The following is a 15,221-nucleotide window of genomic DNA, read 5'->3' as shown; positions in this document are numbered from 1 at the left end:
AGAGGTGGCGGCTCAGCCGTTCAGGAGCTGCCGCATCAGGTCGGCCGTCTCGGACGGAGTCTTGCCCACCTTGACGCCGGCGGCCTCGAGGGCCTCCTTCTTGGCCTGGGCGGTGCCGGAGGATCCGGAGACGATGGCGCCGGCGTGGCCCATGGTCTTGCCCTCCGGAGCCGTGAAGCCGGCCACGTAGCCGACGACCGGCTTGGTGACGTTGGCCTTGATGAAGTCGGCCGCACGCTCCTCGGCGTCGCCGCCGATCTCGCCGATCATCACGATGGCCTTGGTCTCCGGGTCCGCCTCGAACGCCGCGAGGGCATCGATGTGGGTGGTCCCGATGACCGGGTCGCCGCCGATGCCGATGGCGGTGGAGAAGCCGAGATCACGCAGCTCGTACATCATCTGGTAGGTCAGCGTGCCGGACTTGGAGACCAGTCCGATCGGGCCCTTGGAGGTGATGTTGGCCGGGGTGATGCCGGCCAGCGCCTCGCCGGGGGTGATGACGCCGGGGCAGTTCGGGCCGATGATCGTGGTGGTCGGCTTGCCGTCGGCGTCGGTGCGGGACTCGGCCAGTGCGTAGAACTCAGCGGTGTCCTGCACCGGAATGCCCTCAGTGATGACCACGAGCAGCGGCATCTTGGCCTCGACGGCCTCGATGGCCGCATCCTTGGCGAACTTCGGTGGCACGAAGGCCACGGACACATCGGCGCCGGTCTTCTCCATGGCCTCGGCCACGGAACCGAAGACGGGCAGTTCAACCTCGGAGCCGTCCGCACGGCTGTGCGTCACGGTGGTGTCGGCCTTGCGGGCGTTCACGCCGCCGACGATGTTGGTGCCGGCCTTGAGCATCAGGGCGGTGTGCTTGGTGCCTTCGCCGCCGGTGATGCCCTGGACGATGACCTTGGAATCCTTGTTCAGGTAGATCGACATGAGTTGAGGGGTCCTTACTTGTCAGCCGACGCGGTGTTGGCGAGTTCAGCGGCCTTGTCGGCGCCTTCGTCCATGGTGGTGGCGAGGGTCACCAGCGGGTGGTGGGCCTCGGAGAGGATCCGGCGACCTTCCTCGACGTTGTTGCCGTCCAGGCGGACCACGAGGGGCTTGGTGGCGGCGTCGCCCAGGATCTCGAGGGCCTTGACGATGCCGTGGGCCACCGCGTCACACGAGGTGATGCCACCGAAGACGTTCACGAACACGGACTGAACCTGCTCATCATTCAGGATGACGTCCAGGCCGTTGGCCATGACCTCGGCCGAGGCGCCACCACCGATGTCCAGGAAGTTGGCGGGCTTGACGTTGCCGTGGCTCTCACCGGCGTAGGCGACCACGTCCAGCGTGGACATCACGAGGCCGGCGCCGTTGCCGATGATGCCGACCTGGCCATCGAGCTTGACGTAGTTGAGGTCATTGGCCTTGGCCTTGGCCTCCAACGGGTCCTCGGTGCGCTTGTCCACCAGTGCCGCGTGGCCGTCCTGGCGGAACTCGGCGTTCTCGTCCAGGGTGACCTTGCCATCAAGGGCGATGATGTCACCGGCACCGGTCTTGACCAGCGGGTTGACCTCCACGAGCGTGGCGTCTTCCTTCTCGAAGACATCCCACAGCTTGACCAGAACGTCCGCGACCTTGCCGCGCAGCTCTTCGGGGAAGTTGGCCTCGGCCACGATCTTGGCAGCGGTCTCGGCATCGATGCCGGTCAGCGCGGAGACGGGAACCTTGGCCAGGGCCTCGGGGCGCTCGACGGCGAGCTGCTCGATCTCCATGCCGCCCTCGACCGAGCACATGGCCAGGTAGGTGCGGTTGGAGCGGTCCAGCAGCACGGAGAAGTAGTACTCCTCGGCGATGTCGGCGCCCTGGGCGATCATGACCTGGTGGACCGTGTGGCCCTTGATGTCCATGCCCAGGATGTCCTTGGCGTACTGAAAGGCCTCATCGGCGGTCTTGGCGACCTTCACGCCGCCGGCCTTACCACGGCCACCGACCTTTACCTGGGCCTTGACGACGGTCACGCCGCCAATCTTCTCAGCGGCCGCCTTGGCCTCTTCCGGAGTCTGCGCCACGATGCCAGCCAGCACGGGAACACCGTGTGCCTCGAACAGATCGCGCGCCTGGTATTCATACAGGTCCACGGGTTGCAGTCCTTCTACGTCGAAAACGGGGACGGTCGGATTCCGCGAGCGGCATCAGGCACACCACAGTGCAGTGACGAAGGGCGTTTCCACCCCTGACATTGACCGGAGCATGTCCGGCACGGCGGAAGCCGGCCGGAAGCCCAGGGGTTCCCCGGGCGTTCCATCCCATACCTTAGTCCACGGCGGGACCGGTCGGTTATTCCACCGGGCGGTCACTCGACCTTGCTCAGCGGGGCGTACCGCAGCAGCAACCGTTTCTCGGTGCCGTCGAAGCTCACCTTGGCCACGATCTTGTCCCCCTGGCCCTCGAGGCTCAGGACGGTGCCGCGGCCGAAGGTCCCGTGCTCCACGTGGTCGCCGGGGCTCAATGAGACCATCTCCTTCTGCGGCTGCACGCGCGTGCGGGCGGCCCCACGCTGGGGAACCTTCAGCTCCGCGTCCTCCGCATAGCTGCCCGACGCGCGGGCAGGCCGGTTGGATGTCGGCCCACCGGCTCCCCAGTGGGAGCCGGAGAACCGCTGAGGATAGCGGGACTGAGAGCCTTCCTGGCCGTTCTGCCCACCGTGGCCGCCGATGGAGCCACTGCCCCATCCACCCAACGGCCCTCCGGCGAAACCGGCGGGGCGCGCCGAGCCCTCCCGTTCCCAGTCCAGCAACGCCTCGGGGATCTCTCCCAGGAATTGGCTGGGCGGGTTGAACTGGTGCTGCCCCCACAGGGACCGGGCCTCCGCACGCGAGACGAACAGGCGTTTCCGCGCCCTGGTCAGCCCCACATAGGCCAGCCGCCGCTCCTCGGCCAGCTCCTTCTCGTCCGTCATGGACCGAGAGTGCGGGAACACCCCGTGCTCCATGCCGGTCAGGAACACCACCGGGAATTCCAGGCCCTTGGCCGTGTGCAGGGTCATGAGCGTGACCTGGCCGAGCTGTTCGGCCAGCTCCGCCCCTTCCTCGTCCGAGGCGTCCGGCAACTGGTCGGCATCGGCCACCAGGGCCACCTGCTCCAGAAAGTCTCCCAGCGTCCCACCGGGGTTGTTCTTCTCGAATTCCCGGACCACGGCGACCAGTTCGCCGAGATTGTCTGCCCGGGACTCGTCCTGCAGGTCCTCGGAGGAGCGCAGGGCGGTGAGCATGCCGGTCTGCTCCAGCACAGCTTCCAGGACGGTGGCGGCACCCGAGGTGGCGGCCACCTGGGCCAAGTCGTCCATCATCTGGACGAATCCGTTGACCGCCTTCACCGACCGGCTGGCCATCGCGGGCGCCTGGTCCGCCTGCCGGAGGGCCTCGAAGAAGGTCGACCGGTTGCGCGTCTGCAGGGCCGCCACGGCCCCTTCGGCGCGATCCCCGATCCCGCGCTTGGGTTCGTTGAGGATGCGGCGCAGGTTCACGTCGTCGTCGGGATTCTCCAGGACACGCAGGTAGGCGAGCGCGTCCTTGATCTCCTTGCGGTCGTAGAACCGCGTGCCGCCGATGACCCGGTACGGGATGCCCTTGGTGACGAGGCGTTCCTCCAGCGAACGGGACTGCGCGTTGGTCCGGTAGAACACGGCGACGTCGGCCGGCCGGATCCCGTCCTCGTCCTGCAGCCGGTCGATGGTGGTGGCGATCCACTCGGCCTCGGCGGACTCGTTCTCGGCCGCATAGCCGATGATCTTCTCCCCCGCCCCTTCCGCGGTCCACAGGTTCTTGGGCCGGCGCTTCGGGTTCTTGGAGATCACCGCGTTGGCGGCGTCCAGGATGGTCTGTGAGGAGCGGTAGTTCTGCTCGAGCTTGATGGTGGTCGCCTGGGTGTAGTCCTGCTCGAACTCCACGATGTTGCGGATGTCCGCGCCGCGGAACGCGTAGATGGACTGGTCCGAATCGCCAACCACGGTCAGCTCACCGCCGGCCGTCTCGACTCCTTCCGGCTCGTGGGCCGGACCCGTCAGGAGGCGGACGAGGCGGTACTGGGCGTGGTTGGTGTCCTGGTACTCGTCTACCAGCACGTGCCGGAAGCGGCGGCGGTAGTTGTCCAGCACGGCGGGGAACGCCTCGAAGATGTTGACCGTCATGCCGATGAGGTCGTCGAAGTCCATGGCGTTGGCCTGGCGCAGCCGTTGGGTGTACTCCAGGTACACGGTGGCCACCGCCTGGGCGAACGGATCCGACTCGGAGACCGTCGAGGAGTGGTCCTCGGCATCCACGAGCTCGTTCTTCAGCGCACTGATCTTGTTGAGCAGCGACTTGGGCGTGAACTTCTTGGGGTCCAGGTCGTGGGCCTTGACGATCGAGGTGACCAGGCGCAGGGAGTCCGCGGAGTCGTAGATCGAGAAGTTGGACTTCAGGCCCACCGAGGCGGCCTCTCGGCGCAGGATACGTACGCTCGAGGAGTGGAAGGTGGAGATCCACATCTTCTCGGCCGCCGGACCAATCAGGGCGGAGATGCGTTCGCGCATCTCCGCGGCGGCCTTGTTGGTGAAGGTGATCGCCAGGACCTCGTGCGGCCGGGCCCGGCCCGTGGCCAGGGCGTAGGCGATGCGGTGGGTCAGTACGCGAGTCTTGCCCGAGCCGGCGCCCGCCACGATCAGCAGCGGGCCGCCGGTATGGACCACGGCCTGCTTCTGCTGCTCGTTCAGCCCCTCCAGCAGGTCATCGGCCGTCGGGGCGCGGTGCGCCGGGGCAGCGGAGATGAAGGCCTCCGGGTCCGCGCCGACTGGCTGGGTGGTGCGGGAGGTGAACAGGCCGGGCAGGGAGGTCTGGAAATTCTGGGGCATGGTGGCGTCCAGTCTACCGAGCGGGCCGGACACCCGAAGGTGCCGTCCACAACGCCGGCTGACGCCGAGCCTCCTCCGCTGGCACCCAGTCGGGGTCTCAGGCCGAAGGTCAGGCGGCGTCTCAGGTGTCCAAGGTCGCGTAGACGATGAAGTTGTCCTCCAGCATCCCCGTCTCCTGATTCAGCCCATCACAGGTGATCAGCCTGATCTCCGGTCCCACGGTATTGCCGTAGACCTCCAGGGTGGGGAAACCCTCGTCCTTGCGGAACAGTTCAGTTCGGTAGACGGTGAAGCTGGCGACCGATCCGTCCTGCCGGGTGATCGCGATGGAGTCCCCCACCTCGGTCTGCGGAAGGTCGGCGAAGATCCCCGGACCGCCTTCAATGCCGTTGCGGTGTCCCAGGATGACCGAGGGCCCGACCTCCCCCGGGGTCGGCGAGTGGACGAACCAGCCGGCCGGGGAGCCCAGGTTGTAGGGAGGAACCTCGATCACCCCGTCGTCCTGCAGGCCGAGCTGCATCACCTCGGACTCGACATCGATCCCCGGCAGCGAGATCGTGGTCGGTTCTGAGGCGGGCAGGGCCTCTGGCCCGGGATCCAGCGCGCCACGGGTGGCCGCGGCCGAGTCGCTCTCGGATGCGCTCGCCGAAGCCGAGGATTCCCCCCGCCCGGCAGAATCAGCACCGGACGGATCCGGCGGCACCGAGCAGGAGGCGATGAGCAGGAGGGCGGCCGCCGCGCAGCCCGTCAGGACTGCGCGGCGACCGGTCGAAGGGAACGTCATGGTGTGGGCTGCCTCCGGTCGCTCAGGCCCGGCTCGACCGGCGGCTGACTGCCCATGCGCCGCCACCGAGGGCCGCCACGGCGAGGGCCCCCACGCCCAGGAAGATCCCCGAGGTGTCGGACTGCTGGACTGGCGAGCCGGTGTCAGCGCCGCCCTCCGGCATCTGGCCCATCTGCGAGACGCTCACCGTTCCGCAGGCCGCCGGGAGGGTGGCTGCCAGGGGAAGGGCCGGATCCAGTTCGCTCGGCTTCTCCTGAGCCTCCGCGCTCAGCTTGGTCGGGTCCACGCCGTGGACCACCACCACGGCGGTGCCGTCCGCCAGGGAGGCGGCGGTGGCGTCGTTGAGCTCGAACGTGCGCTCGTAGTTGTAGGCGGAACCGCCCGGGAACCGCTCGACCGCAAGGGCGGAATCGGCGCTGGTGTCGCCCTCGGTGGTCAGCGAGGTGCCGATGTCTCCATAGAAGGGATGGCCTTCCGGGACACTGATGGCACCGTCCCCATCGGTGTCGGCCTGCGCAGGTGGGCAGACGCCCTGGGCGCCAATGTGGATGTGCTGGGCATGTGGGAAGGGGCCGTCCATGAAGGTCTCTGCGGCCCCGGAGACCTTGACCGTGACGGTGGCTTCGTTGCCGTCCAACTCGATCATGGCCTGTGGAAGAACATTCTGGAGCAGGAGAAGAGACCCGGGGCGGAGCCGGAGACCGTGCCACCGAGGGGGGCGACCGATGCTGGACGCGAACAGCCCGGACAACTGGGATAATCGAGGCTGGAGGTTCCACGTGTCGCAGAAGAAGAACCAGAAGAAGGGCCCCGTCGGCCATCCGGCCCGGGCCGGCGCCCAGCGCAAGACCAAGGTCGAGGGCAAGGACGACCGCCCGGCCGGCGTCGCACCCGTCCGGCATCCCAAGGTGTCCGTGGGCCAGGCGAAGCAGGACCTGCGAGCCTCGGGCCAACAGCAGGGCAGCCCGGGCATGCTCGTCATCGCGCTGATCGGCGCCACGCTGTTCATGTTCTTCTACCTGCACATCATGGTGTTGCCGCAGATGTCCGCGCTGTCCGGCGGGCTGCCCATGCCGGACCATCGCTTCACCTATGACATGGCGGCTCTCGCGGAGCTCGACGCGGCGATGAACGAGGATGCGCACGGCCAGCTGAACTGGGTGCACAAGACCGCCGGGGTGATCTTCCCGCTGTTCCTCTTCCTCTGTGTGTCCGCCGTGGCCGCCTGGTGCCTGCCGCGAGGCTGGGGCCGCTGGCTCTCGTACGCCGCCGGCGCCGTCTTCGCCGTGGTGGACATCGCGGAGAACATGCTCATCGAGTCCGCTCTGAACGCCGGTGGAAAGGGGGCCGCGCTGGCATCGGCCTTCACCTCGACACGGTGGGTGCTGCTGGTGGCGGTCGCCCTCTGGGTGGTGCTGATGGTCCTGGGCAAGGTCCGCCGTTCGGTCGCCGAACGCAGGGCGCAGATCGCCGCGGCGTCGTCGAAACCGCACTAGCGTGATCGTTGCGTAGGATGTTCTGGTGGACCGACGCTCCGAGCCGAAGGCCCGGCGTCCACGGTCCCTGGCCCCCGTAGCTCAGCAGGATAGAGCGGCCCTCTCCTAAAGGGCAGGTCGCTGGTTCGAATCCAGTCGGGGGCACACCACCCTCAAAGGGTCACGCGCGGGGACCAGACTCAGGGTTCTCGTGCCGCGAATGTCATGGAGCGCAGCTCAGGGTAGGTGCCATCGCCCAGGTCGGGATCAGGCAGGGTCCCTTCCGGATCCTCCAGGACAACGCGGTAACCATCCAGGACCAGGCGTCGCATCCCCTCAAGGATCATGCGCCGGCCCACATCAGCGAAGCGATCGACCCGCTGCAGATCGAACACGACTGTGGGGGCATCTATGGTGATGTCCTGGATGTGGTCGAGCACCGCCTCGGCACCGGTGAACTGCACCACACCCTGGAGGGAGATGACCGTCTCGTCCTCTCCGGCGACAACCCGTCTGAGGACGGTGGACCCGTAGGTTTCGGCCTCCATGAGGTGCAGGCCCATGTCCGCCGACAGGCGTCGGCAGACCTCCACTGCCCTGACGCTGTTGCCCTTGGCGTCCAGTCGGGGCGAGAACACCCCGATTCCCACTTGCCCGGGGAGGCTGCCGAGCAATCCGCCGGAGACCCCGCTCTTGGCCGGTATGCCCACCTCGGAGAACCAGGTGCCGGCACCGTCGTACATTCCGGCCGCCGCCATGGCCGAGAGGGTCTGCCGCGCAACGGCGGGCGAGACGATCTGCTCCCCGGTGACCGGGTGCGCACCGGCGTTGGCCAGGGTGGCGCCCATGATGCCGAGATCACGGACAGTCACGAGAATCGAGCATTGGTCGATGTACCCGGACACCGCCTCATGTGCGTCTCCGTCGATGACGCCGTAGTTGCGCAGCAGGTGGGCCAAGGCCAGGTTTCGATCGGCAGTGGCCAACTCGGATGCCGCCACGGACCGGTCGATGGACAGCTGCCGACCGGCAAGCCGGGAGCAGAACTCCAGGATGCGGTCCGTCCGATCCGTGGGCGAAGCACCTTCTCCGCCGAGCAACTGGTGGGTGGCGATGGCTCCGGCATTGATCATCGGGTTCTTGGGCCGGTGCGAGTCCGTCTCGAGGGACAGTTCGTCGAAGGCCTCCCCCGAGGGTTCGACCGCCACCGTCTGTGCCACCCGTTGCAGACCGCGATCGGTCAAGGCCGCCGCGTACGCGAACGGCTTGGATACGGACTGGATGGAGAACTCTCGTTCGTCGTCACCGACAGAGTACGTGCGGCCGTCGACCGTCGACAGCGCGATGCCGAAGACGTCCGGATCAGCCACGGCGAGCTCCGGGATGTAGTCGGCAACAGCGCCCTCGCCCAGACCGACGCAGTCGTCCAGGACTTCTTGGAGGTACTCCGGGACCGGTGTGCGCATGAGTGGTACTCCTTGTTCTCGGAGCTGCCCGGTTCGCGGACACCGCCGCCTCGTCCGGTCTGGTGATCCGCCTTCCGAACACGGGGATCTGTGCAGATGCTAGGCGACCTGCGTCACGGCGGCAAGGAGGCCGTCTCAGCGGTCCGAGTCCGGTCCCGGATCGTCGAACTGCGTCCGGTACAGCTCGGCATACCTCCCGCCCGCGGCCAGCAGGGCCTCGTGCGGGCCCTCCTCCACCACGCGCCCGCCCTCCACCACCAGGATGCGGTCGGCCGAGCGGATGGTGGAGAGCCGGTGGGCGATCACCACGGCGGTGCGTCCCTGCAGCGCCTCCGCGAGGGCGGCCTGCACGGCCTTCTCCGAGGTGGAGTCCAGGGCGGCGGTGGCCTCGTCCAGCAGCACGACGCGCGGGGCCGCCAGCAGCAGGCGGGCGATGGTCATGCGTTGGCGCTCACCGCCGGAGAGCCGGTACCCGCGCTCCCCCACCACGGTGTCCAGGCCGTCCGGCAATCCCTCCACCACCCCGCGCAACCGGGCCCGGTCGATGGCATCCCAGATCTCGGCATCGCCGACCTCGGGCCGGGCCAGGGTCAGGTTCCCGCGGATCGAGTCATGGAAGAGGTGCCCGTCCTGGGTGACCATCCCGACCGTCTCCTTCAGGGACGTGAACGTGGTGTCCCTGAGGTCGGTGCCGTTGTAGCGGATGGTGCCGGAGCCGACGTCGTACAGTCGGGCGAGCAGGGACGCGATGGTGGATTTGCCCGCACCGGAGGTGCCGACCAGCGCGTAGGTCTGGCCGGGCTGCACGGTGAAGGAGATACCGTGCAGGACCTCGGAGCCGCCGCGGCGGTCCAGGACCGCGACGTCCTCGAGGGAGGCCAGGGAGACCTGGTCCGCGCCCGGGTAGGCGAAGCGGACGTCCTGCACCTCAAGGGTGACGGGTCCGGCCGGGATGGTCCGCGCCTCGGGCCTCTCCCGGATGAGTGGTTCCAGGTCGAGGACCTCGAAGATCCGGTCAAAGGAGACCAGGGCACCCATGATCTCCACTCGCGCACTGGCCAGGCCGGTCAACGGACCGTACAGTCGGGTCAGCAGCAGTGCGAGGGTGACCACGTCGCCGGCGTTGAGCTGGCCCGCCAGGGCCTGCAGCCCGCCGACGCCGTACACGGCGGCCAGGGCCAGCGCCGAGACCAGCGTCAGGGCCGTCATGAACACGGACTGGCGCACGGAGATCCCCACGCCGGTGGCCCGGACCCGGTCCGCCCGTGCCGCGAACTCGGCCGATTCACGCCGCGGCTGGCCGAAGAGCTTGACCAGCGTGGCACCGGGGGCGGAGAAGCGCTCGGTCATCTGATCGCCCATCGCGGCGTTGCGGTGCGCCTGGCTGCGGCTGAGCTCGGCGATCTTGCCGCCCATCACGCGAGCGGGGATGAAGAACAGCGGCAGCAGCACCAGCGAGACGAGAGTGATCTGCCACGAGGTGGTCAGCATGACGATCAGGGTGAGCACCACGGAGACGAAATTCATCACCACGCCGGACAGGGTCCTCGAGATCGCCGTCTGCGCCCCGATCACGTCATTGTTGAGTCGGGAGACCAGCGCGCCGGTCCGGGTCCGCATGAAGAACGCGATCGGCATCTTCTGCACGTGGTCGAACACCGCTGTGCGCAGGTCGTAGATGATCCGCTCACCCAGGTCTGAGGACAGCCAGCGGGTCACCACCGCCAGGACTGCGTCCAGGACGGCCACGGTGGCGATCAGCAGGGCCAGTTGGACGATGCGGTCGGCGTTCCCGCCGCCCACGATCGCGTCCACCACGTCACCGGCCAGGATCGGCGAGGCCACGCCCAGGACCGCCCCGACCACGGAGAGCATCAGGTAGAAGACCAGCTTGCCCTTGTACCTGCGGACGAAGTCCAGGCTGCGCCGGATGGTGCCCGGTTGGAGCCGCCGCCCGCCGGAGGGGTCACCGTGGCTGGCCCGGCGCATGGCCTGCATGGCCGCGCGTTCCATGCTCATGGGGTGGGCCGGTCCAGCAGCCGCTCGATCCTCCGGAGTGACGCCCTGTGAGCCCGGTCGAAGCTGGCCTGGTTCGATCCCTCGGCCAGTCCTGCGGCGTAGCCGGCGATGAAAGCGGTGGCCGCAGCGTCGCCGTCGTCCCCCGAGGCGTCCGCGGCGTTCCGGGCGAGGCGCTCCAGCCAGGCGAACTCGGGGTGGACGCCGTCCAGCTCGAGTGCGGTCATCAACTCGGCTGGCCACCCGGTGGCTGAGGGCACGGTGGCTGGCTGTGGCGCGGCAGGCTGGGTCTCGGACACCGCACCAGTCTAGGTCCGGGCGCCTCGGGCATCCGGTGTGGACATCCTTACCAAAGCTCCCACCGCAGCCGGATCAGGCCACGGCGGCGAGGAAGTCCGTCCACAGCTCGGCCGGCTTCTCCAACTCGCGGATCCTCCATTGGGCGCCGCGCGGGCGGGCCGGGGTGATGCGCAGGGCCCAGCCGATCTGGGCCAGGGTGCGGTCCCCCTTCGCGTTGTTGCAGGCGAGGCAGCAGGCCACCAGGTTCTCCCAGGAGTCCTCGCCGCCGCGGGACCGCGGGTGGACGTGGTCCACCGTGGTGGCGCTCCGCCCGCAATAGGCGCAGAGATGACCGTCGCGGCGCAGTACCCCGCGGCGGGACACGGGCGTCGAATCGGAGTGTGGGATGCGGACGTACCGCGTGAGCAGGATGACGGCGGGCCGGCGCACGGTGGTGGAGGGCCCGACGACCGGATCCCCGCCGTCGGCGAGCACGCTCGCCTTGCCGGTGCCCACCAGCAGGATGGCGCGCCGGTAGCTGACGACGGACAGCGGCTCGTAGCCGGCGTTCAGGACCAGAGTGCGCATGGGACGTACCTCGCGGCTTCGTCTGTGCCGCGGGCGCCGGATCGTCCGCCGGGTACCGACCCGGCCATCCGGCGTCTGCGGGGATGAATCGGGTTGACGATCAGACTCAGGATACGCGCCACCGAGGTACCCCGCGGGTCAGGCACCCCCGCTGCCGGGCGTGTCGCCGAGAGTGTTCACGGGTCCTTCACGTCCCCTTCACCGGGGAAACGACCGAGGGCCCCTCCACATGGAGAGGCCCTCGTAGCAGTCGTCATTCACCGGCGGTCACGGCCGGGTCATGCAGTCGGTGGTCAGCCGACGTAGGTGTAGTACCCCATCAGCGGGTTCCGGGTCACGGAGTGCTGGAAGGTTCCGACGGAGGGGTTCTGGGCGCCGATCATCTGGCCGTTGCCGACGTAGATGCCGACGTGGCCGCCACCGTTCTGGAACACCAGGTCGCCCGGCTTCGGGTTGGAGGTCTGGACGAAGAGCCCGGAGCCACGGATGGCGGACGTGGAGGAGGGGATGTTGATCCCGGCCTGGCGGTAGGCCCAGGCCACGAAGCCCGAGCAGTCCCAACCGGAGGTGGTCTTGCCGCCGTAGACGTACGGCACGCCCACGCCGGCGTAGGCAGCACCCACGACGCCGCCCACGCTGGAGCTCTGCGCGGCCGGAGCCGGTTCTGCAGCGGCCTCCTGGGGCGCGGAGGACTCCCGGGAGGACTCCTCGGACTCATCCGAGGAAGAGGAGGACGAAGTAGTAGACGAGGACTCCGAGGGGGCGGACCGCTCGGCTCGCTCAGTGGACTCGCTCTGCGAGGCGGCGGTGTACTCGGGCTCCGGGGCCGGCTCCGGGGCCGGTTCGGGCTCAGGGGCCGGCTTGGACGTGACCGAGGCGCGGTCGAGCTCGACCTTCGCATCCTTAGCGGCGGCGACGTTGACGGTGGTCACCGCGGCGCGCTCGATGTCCAGGCCCGGGGCCGGAATGCTGGTGGTCTCGCGGACGGCCGGGGCAGCGCCCTGGGCCGGCATACCGATCGACAGCACCAGCCCGGAGGCGGCGGCCACGACGGCGGCCTGGCGACCCACGGTCCCGGCGTTCGATGAGACGGCCTTGGAGATGGCCTCCAGCGGGTTGGCGTTCGCCGGAACGGCGCGGTGGCGTGCTGCGGAGCTGCGCTTCGACACGTAAATACCTCTCTCACGTGCCTCCGGACAGAGCCCGCCCCCGCCATGATTGACGACTGCTGTGTGCACCGTGGTCGCGGGGGGAATGGCAAACCACCGGTATGTCGCTCCGATCAGGACTGTCCGGAGCGCTGGATCCAAGGTATATCAAAAGTTTATAAATGTCACGCTGAGGTCACGAGGTGGGGGAAAACGTGTCAGACCGGGCCGAAGGCCGCGTATTCCCGGGGTTCTTGGATCAATGCCAGATCACAAATCGGTGCAGAACCGGTAACGCCAGTGACTTCTTCAACGAGTTCCGAGGTCCGTCGGCATGGTTGCCACACCCGTCCACCAGGCGGAGTCTTCTGTGCTGCACCGCCGGCTGAGTCCCGGCGCGGCCTGCACCGCATCACATCATGCCACAACGCCGCTGGTCATCTGCATTTGACCCCTCGGCCAACACGGTTCAGAGCTGGCGACGCTCCACGATGATGTGCGAGGCGGTCTCCCCGTTCACCTCAAGCGCCACCCCGCCCTCGACGGCCTCCGAGGGCCGGACCGTGACATATCCGTCACCGGCCACGATGTCGATGTCCTGGCTGGGGCGGACGCCGGCCAGCGCCAGCTCGCCCAACAGTTCCGGGTCTGTCTGGATGGCCTCGGTCAGACGCACCACGGTGTAACGGCCGGGCTGGCTGGACACGACCGAGAGCCGCTCGCCCCGGTCGAACGGAGATCCATGGCCCGGCACCGGGGCGTGGAGGTGGCCCAGGCCCGGGATCGGGTTCCCGTAGGGTGACTCCGCCGGGTTGTGGAGCAGCTCGAGCAGGCGCAGTTCAACCTGTTCGCTCATCACGTGCTCCCAGCGGCAGGCCTCCTCATGCACATAGGCCCAGTCCAAACCGATGACGTCGGCCAGTAGGCGTTCGGCGAGGCGGTGCTTGCGCATCACGCCCACGGCCTTCTCTCGGCCGTCCTCGGTCAGTTCCAGGTGCCGGTCGTTGCGGACGTGCACCAGGCCGTCACGTTCCATGCGGGCGACGGTCTGGGACACCGTGGGACCGGAATGGTCCAGGCGCTCGGCGATGCGGGCGCGTAGCGGGACGATGCCCTCCTCCTCGAGTTCGAGGATGGTGCGCAGATACATCTCGGTGGTATCGATCAGGTCCGTCACGGCTGATGTTCCTCTCCAGGTCCCCAACGTTGCGTCGTGTCCGTCACTGCCCCCCGACCATGCAGGGTGCGGACACGGGAAGTCCACTATCCATCCTAGTCGCGCGGCCGGCCCCGCGGTGCGAGTTCCGCCACGGGCCAAGCAGGGCCGGTCGACACGTGGCGTTCCCGCGCCCCGCGGTGCGGGAGAATGGCCTTTCGCGGCCCGGCCGAGACCTACCGACACGTCAGGAGATCCCATGAGCACACCCGAGGTGACCATTCCCCAGAACCTGCTGCCGCAGGATGGACGGTTCGGTGCCGGCCCGTCCAAGGTGCGCGCGGACCAGGTCCAGGCTCTGGTGACCGCCGGCCCGAAGCTGCTCGGAACCTCCCACCGCCAGGCGCCGGTCAAGAATCTGGTCGGCAGCGTCCGTCAGGGGCTGATGCAGCTCTTCTCCGCCCCGGAAGGCTACGAGGTCGTCCTCGGCGTGGGCGGCTCCACTGCCTTCTGGGATGCCGCCAGTTTCGGCCTGGTGCGCCGTAGGGCCCAGCACCTGTCCTTCGGCGAGTTCGGCTCCAAGTTCGCCAAGGCCACGGACCAGGCCCCGTTCCTGGAGGCCTCCTCCATCCGCGCCTCCGAGCCCGGCACCCGCCCCGAGCCGCAGGCCGAGGACGGCGTGGACGTCTACGCTTGGCCGCAGAACGAGACCTCGACCGGCGTGGCCGCTCCCGTCCAGAGTGTGTCCGGTGCCGCGGATGATGCCCTGGTGCTCGTGGACGCGACGTCCGCCGCCGGAGGCCTGCCCGTGGACGTGTCCCAAACCGATGCCTACTACTTCGCCCCGCAGAAGAACTTCGCCTCGGACGGTGGCCTCTGGCTGGCCCTCTTCTCCCCCGCAGCGTTGGCCCGGGTGGAGGAGATCAAGGCGTCCGGTCGCTGGATCCCGGATTTCCTGGACCTGAAGACCGCCGTGGACAACTCGGTCAAGAACCAGACCTACAACACCCCGGCACTGGCCACCCTGGTGATGCTGGACAACCAGGTCCAATGGATGAACTCCAACGGCGGTCTGGACTTCGCAACGGCGCGCACCGCCGACTCCTCCAACCGGGTCTACACCTGGGCCGAGAACGCGAGTTTCGCCACCCCGTTCGTCACCCGCCCCGAAGACCGGTCCGCCGTGATCACCACGGTCGACTTCGACGGCCGCGTCGATGCCGCCGCCGTGGCCACCATCCTGCGCGCCAACGGCGTGGTGGACGTGGAGCCGTACCGCAAGCTCGGCCGCAACCAGCTGCGCATCGCGACGTTCGCCGCCATCGACCCGGATGACGTCACGGCCTTGCTGGCCTGCATCGACCACGTCGTCGAGCGCCTTTCCTGAGCGCACTGGGCCTGAGCCGCACCTGACAGAGAACGACGGCGGCGCACCC

The 15,221-nt window shown here is 68.4% G+C and carries 13 protein-coding genes and 1 tRNA gene; 3 read left to right on the top strand and 11 right to left on the bottom strand.

All coding sequences use genetic code 11. The annotated features are described in order from the left end of the window. Positions 1–12 precede the first annotated feature (12 nt). The 5 genes from sucD to ABD134_RS00245 all read right to left on the bottom strand — a co-directional run bounded on the left by sucD (position 13) and on the right by ABD134_RS00245 (position 6,303). Positions 13–927, bottom strand: a complete 915-nt coding sequence (gene sucD, locus ABD134_RS00265) for a succinate--CoA ligase subunit alpha (RefSeq protein ID WP_344225655.1) — start codon at positions 925–927, stop codon at positions 13–15. Between the two features lie 14 nt (positions 928–941). Continuing rightward, positions 942–2,120, bottom strand: a complete 1,179-nt coding sequence (gene sucC / locus ABD134_RS00260; protein WP_344225654.1) for an ADP-forming succinate--CoA ligase subunit beta — start codon at positions 2,118–2,120, stop codon at positions 942–944. Positions 2,121–2,335: 215 nt separating this feature from the next. Then, the gene (locus ABD134_RS00255) at positions 2,336–4,873 is read right to left on the bottom strand and encodes a UvrD-helicase domain-containing protein (RefSeq protein ID WP_344225653.1); all 2,538 of its coding nucleotides are present in this window, start codon (positions 4,871–4,873) and stop codon (positions 2,336–2,338) included. Between the two features lie 121 nt (positions 4,874–4,994). Continuing rightward, complete coding sequence (locus tag ABD134_RS00250) at positions 4,995–5,657, bottom strand: sortase domain-containing protein (protein ID WP_344225652.1); 663 nt, start codon at positions 5,655–5,657, stop codon at positions 4,995–4,997. 22 nt (positions 5,658–5,679) lie between these two features. Continuing rightward, positions 5,680–6,303, bottom strand: coding sequence for a hypothetical protein (locus tag ABD134_RS00245; RefSeq protein WP_344225651.1), 624 nt, complete (start codon positions 6,301–6,303; stop codon positions 5,680–5,682). A gap of 133 nt (positions 6,304–6,436) precedes the next feature. Between ABD134_RS00245 and ABD134_RS00240 the strand changes: the two genes are divergently transcribed. Both ABD134_RS00240 and ABD134_RS00235 read left to right on the top strand, forming a co-directional pair. Next, complete coding sequence (locus tag ABD134_RS00240; RefSeq protein WP_344225650.1) at positions 6,437–7,153, top strand: hypothetical protein; 717 nt, start codon at positions 6,437–6,439, stop codon at positions 7,151–7,153. Between the two features lie 70 nt (positions 7,154–7,223). After that, positions 7,224–7,297: transfer RNA gene (locus ABD134_RS00235), tRNA-Arg, on the top strand. A gap of 35 nt (positions 7,298–7,332) precedes the next feature. Here the strand turns inward: ABD134_RS00235 and ABD134_RS00230 are convergent. The 6 genes from ABD134_RS00230 to ABD134_RS00205 form a co-directional block, all read right to left on the bottom strand. Further along, complete coding sequence (locus ABD134_RS00230) at positions 7,333–8,598, bottom strand: glutaminase (protein WP_344225649.1); 1,266 nt, start codon at positions 8,596–8,598, stop codon at positions 7,333–7,335. Between the two features lie 135 nt (positions 8,599–8,733). Beyond that, complete coding sequence (locus ABD134_RS00225; RefSeq protein ID WP_344225648.1) at positions 8,734–10,617, bottom strand: ABC transporter ATP-binding protein; 1,884 nt, start codon at positions 10,615–10,617, stop codon at positions 8,734–8,736. Continuing rightward, complete coding sequence (locus ABD134_RS00220; RefSeq protein ID WP_344225647.1) at positions 10,614–10,913, bottom strand: DUF6457 domain-containing protein; 300 nt, start codon at positions 10,911–10,913, stop codon at positions 10,614–10,616. The genes ABD134_RS00225 and ABD134_RS00220 overlap by 4 nt, the downstream gene beginning before the upstream one ends. 73 nt (positions 10,914–10,986) lie before the next feature. After that, complete coding sequence (locus ABD134_RS00215; RefSeq protein ID WP_344225646.1) at positions 10,987–11,481, bottom strand: HNH endonuclease; 495 nt, start codon at positions 11,479–11,481, stop codon at positions 10,987–10,989. A gap of 293 nt (positions 11,482–11,774) precedes the next feature. Beyond that, the gene (locus ABD134_RS00210) at positions 11,775–12,650 is read right to left on the bottom strand and encodes a C40 family peptidase (protein ID WP_344225645.1); all 876 of its coding nucleotides are present in this window, start codon (positions 12,648–12,650) and stop codon (positions 11,775–11,777) included. Positions 12,651–13,098: 448 nt separating this feature from the next. After that, positions 13,099–13,806: an iron-dependent transcriptional repressor DtxR gene (locus ABD134_RS00205; RefSeq protein WP_344225644.1), complete on the bottom strand. Its 708-nt coding sequence runs from the start codon at positions 13,804–13,806 to the stop codon at positions 13,099–13,101. A gap of 238 nt (positions 13,807–14,044) precedes the next feature. Here ABD134_RS00205 and serC point away from each other — a divergent pair, with 238 nt between their 5' ends. After that, positions 14,045–15,172, top strand: coding sequence for a phosphoserine transaminase (gene serC / locus ABD134_RS00200; RefSeq protein ID WP_344225643.1), 1,128 nt, complete (start codon positions 14,045–14,047; stop codon positions 15,170–15,172). Positions 15,173–15,221: the final 49 nt, after the last annotated feature.

Origin of the sequence: Citricoccus alkalitolerans, from assembly GCF_039528175.1 — a bacterium.
Taxonomy (GTDB): Bacteria; Actinomycetota; Actinomycetes; order Actinomycetales; family Micrococcaceae; genus Citricoccus; species Citricoccus alkalitolerans.
Note: the sequence above shows the minus strand (reverse complement) of the source record. Positions and strands in the feature narration are given on the sequence as shown.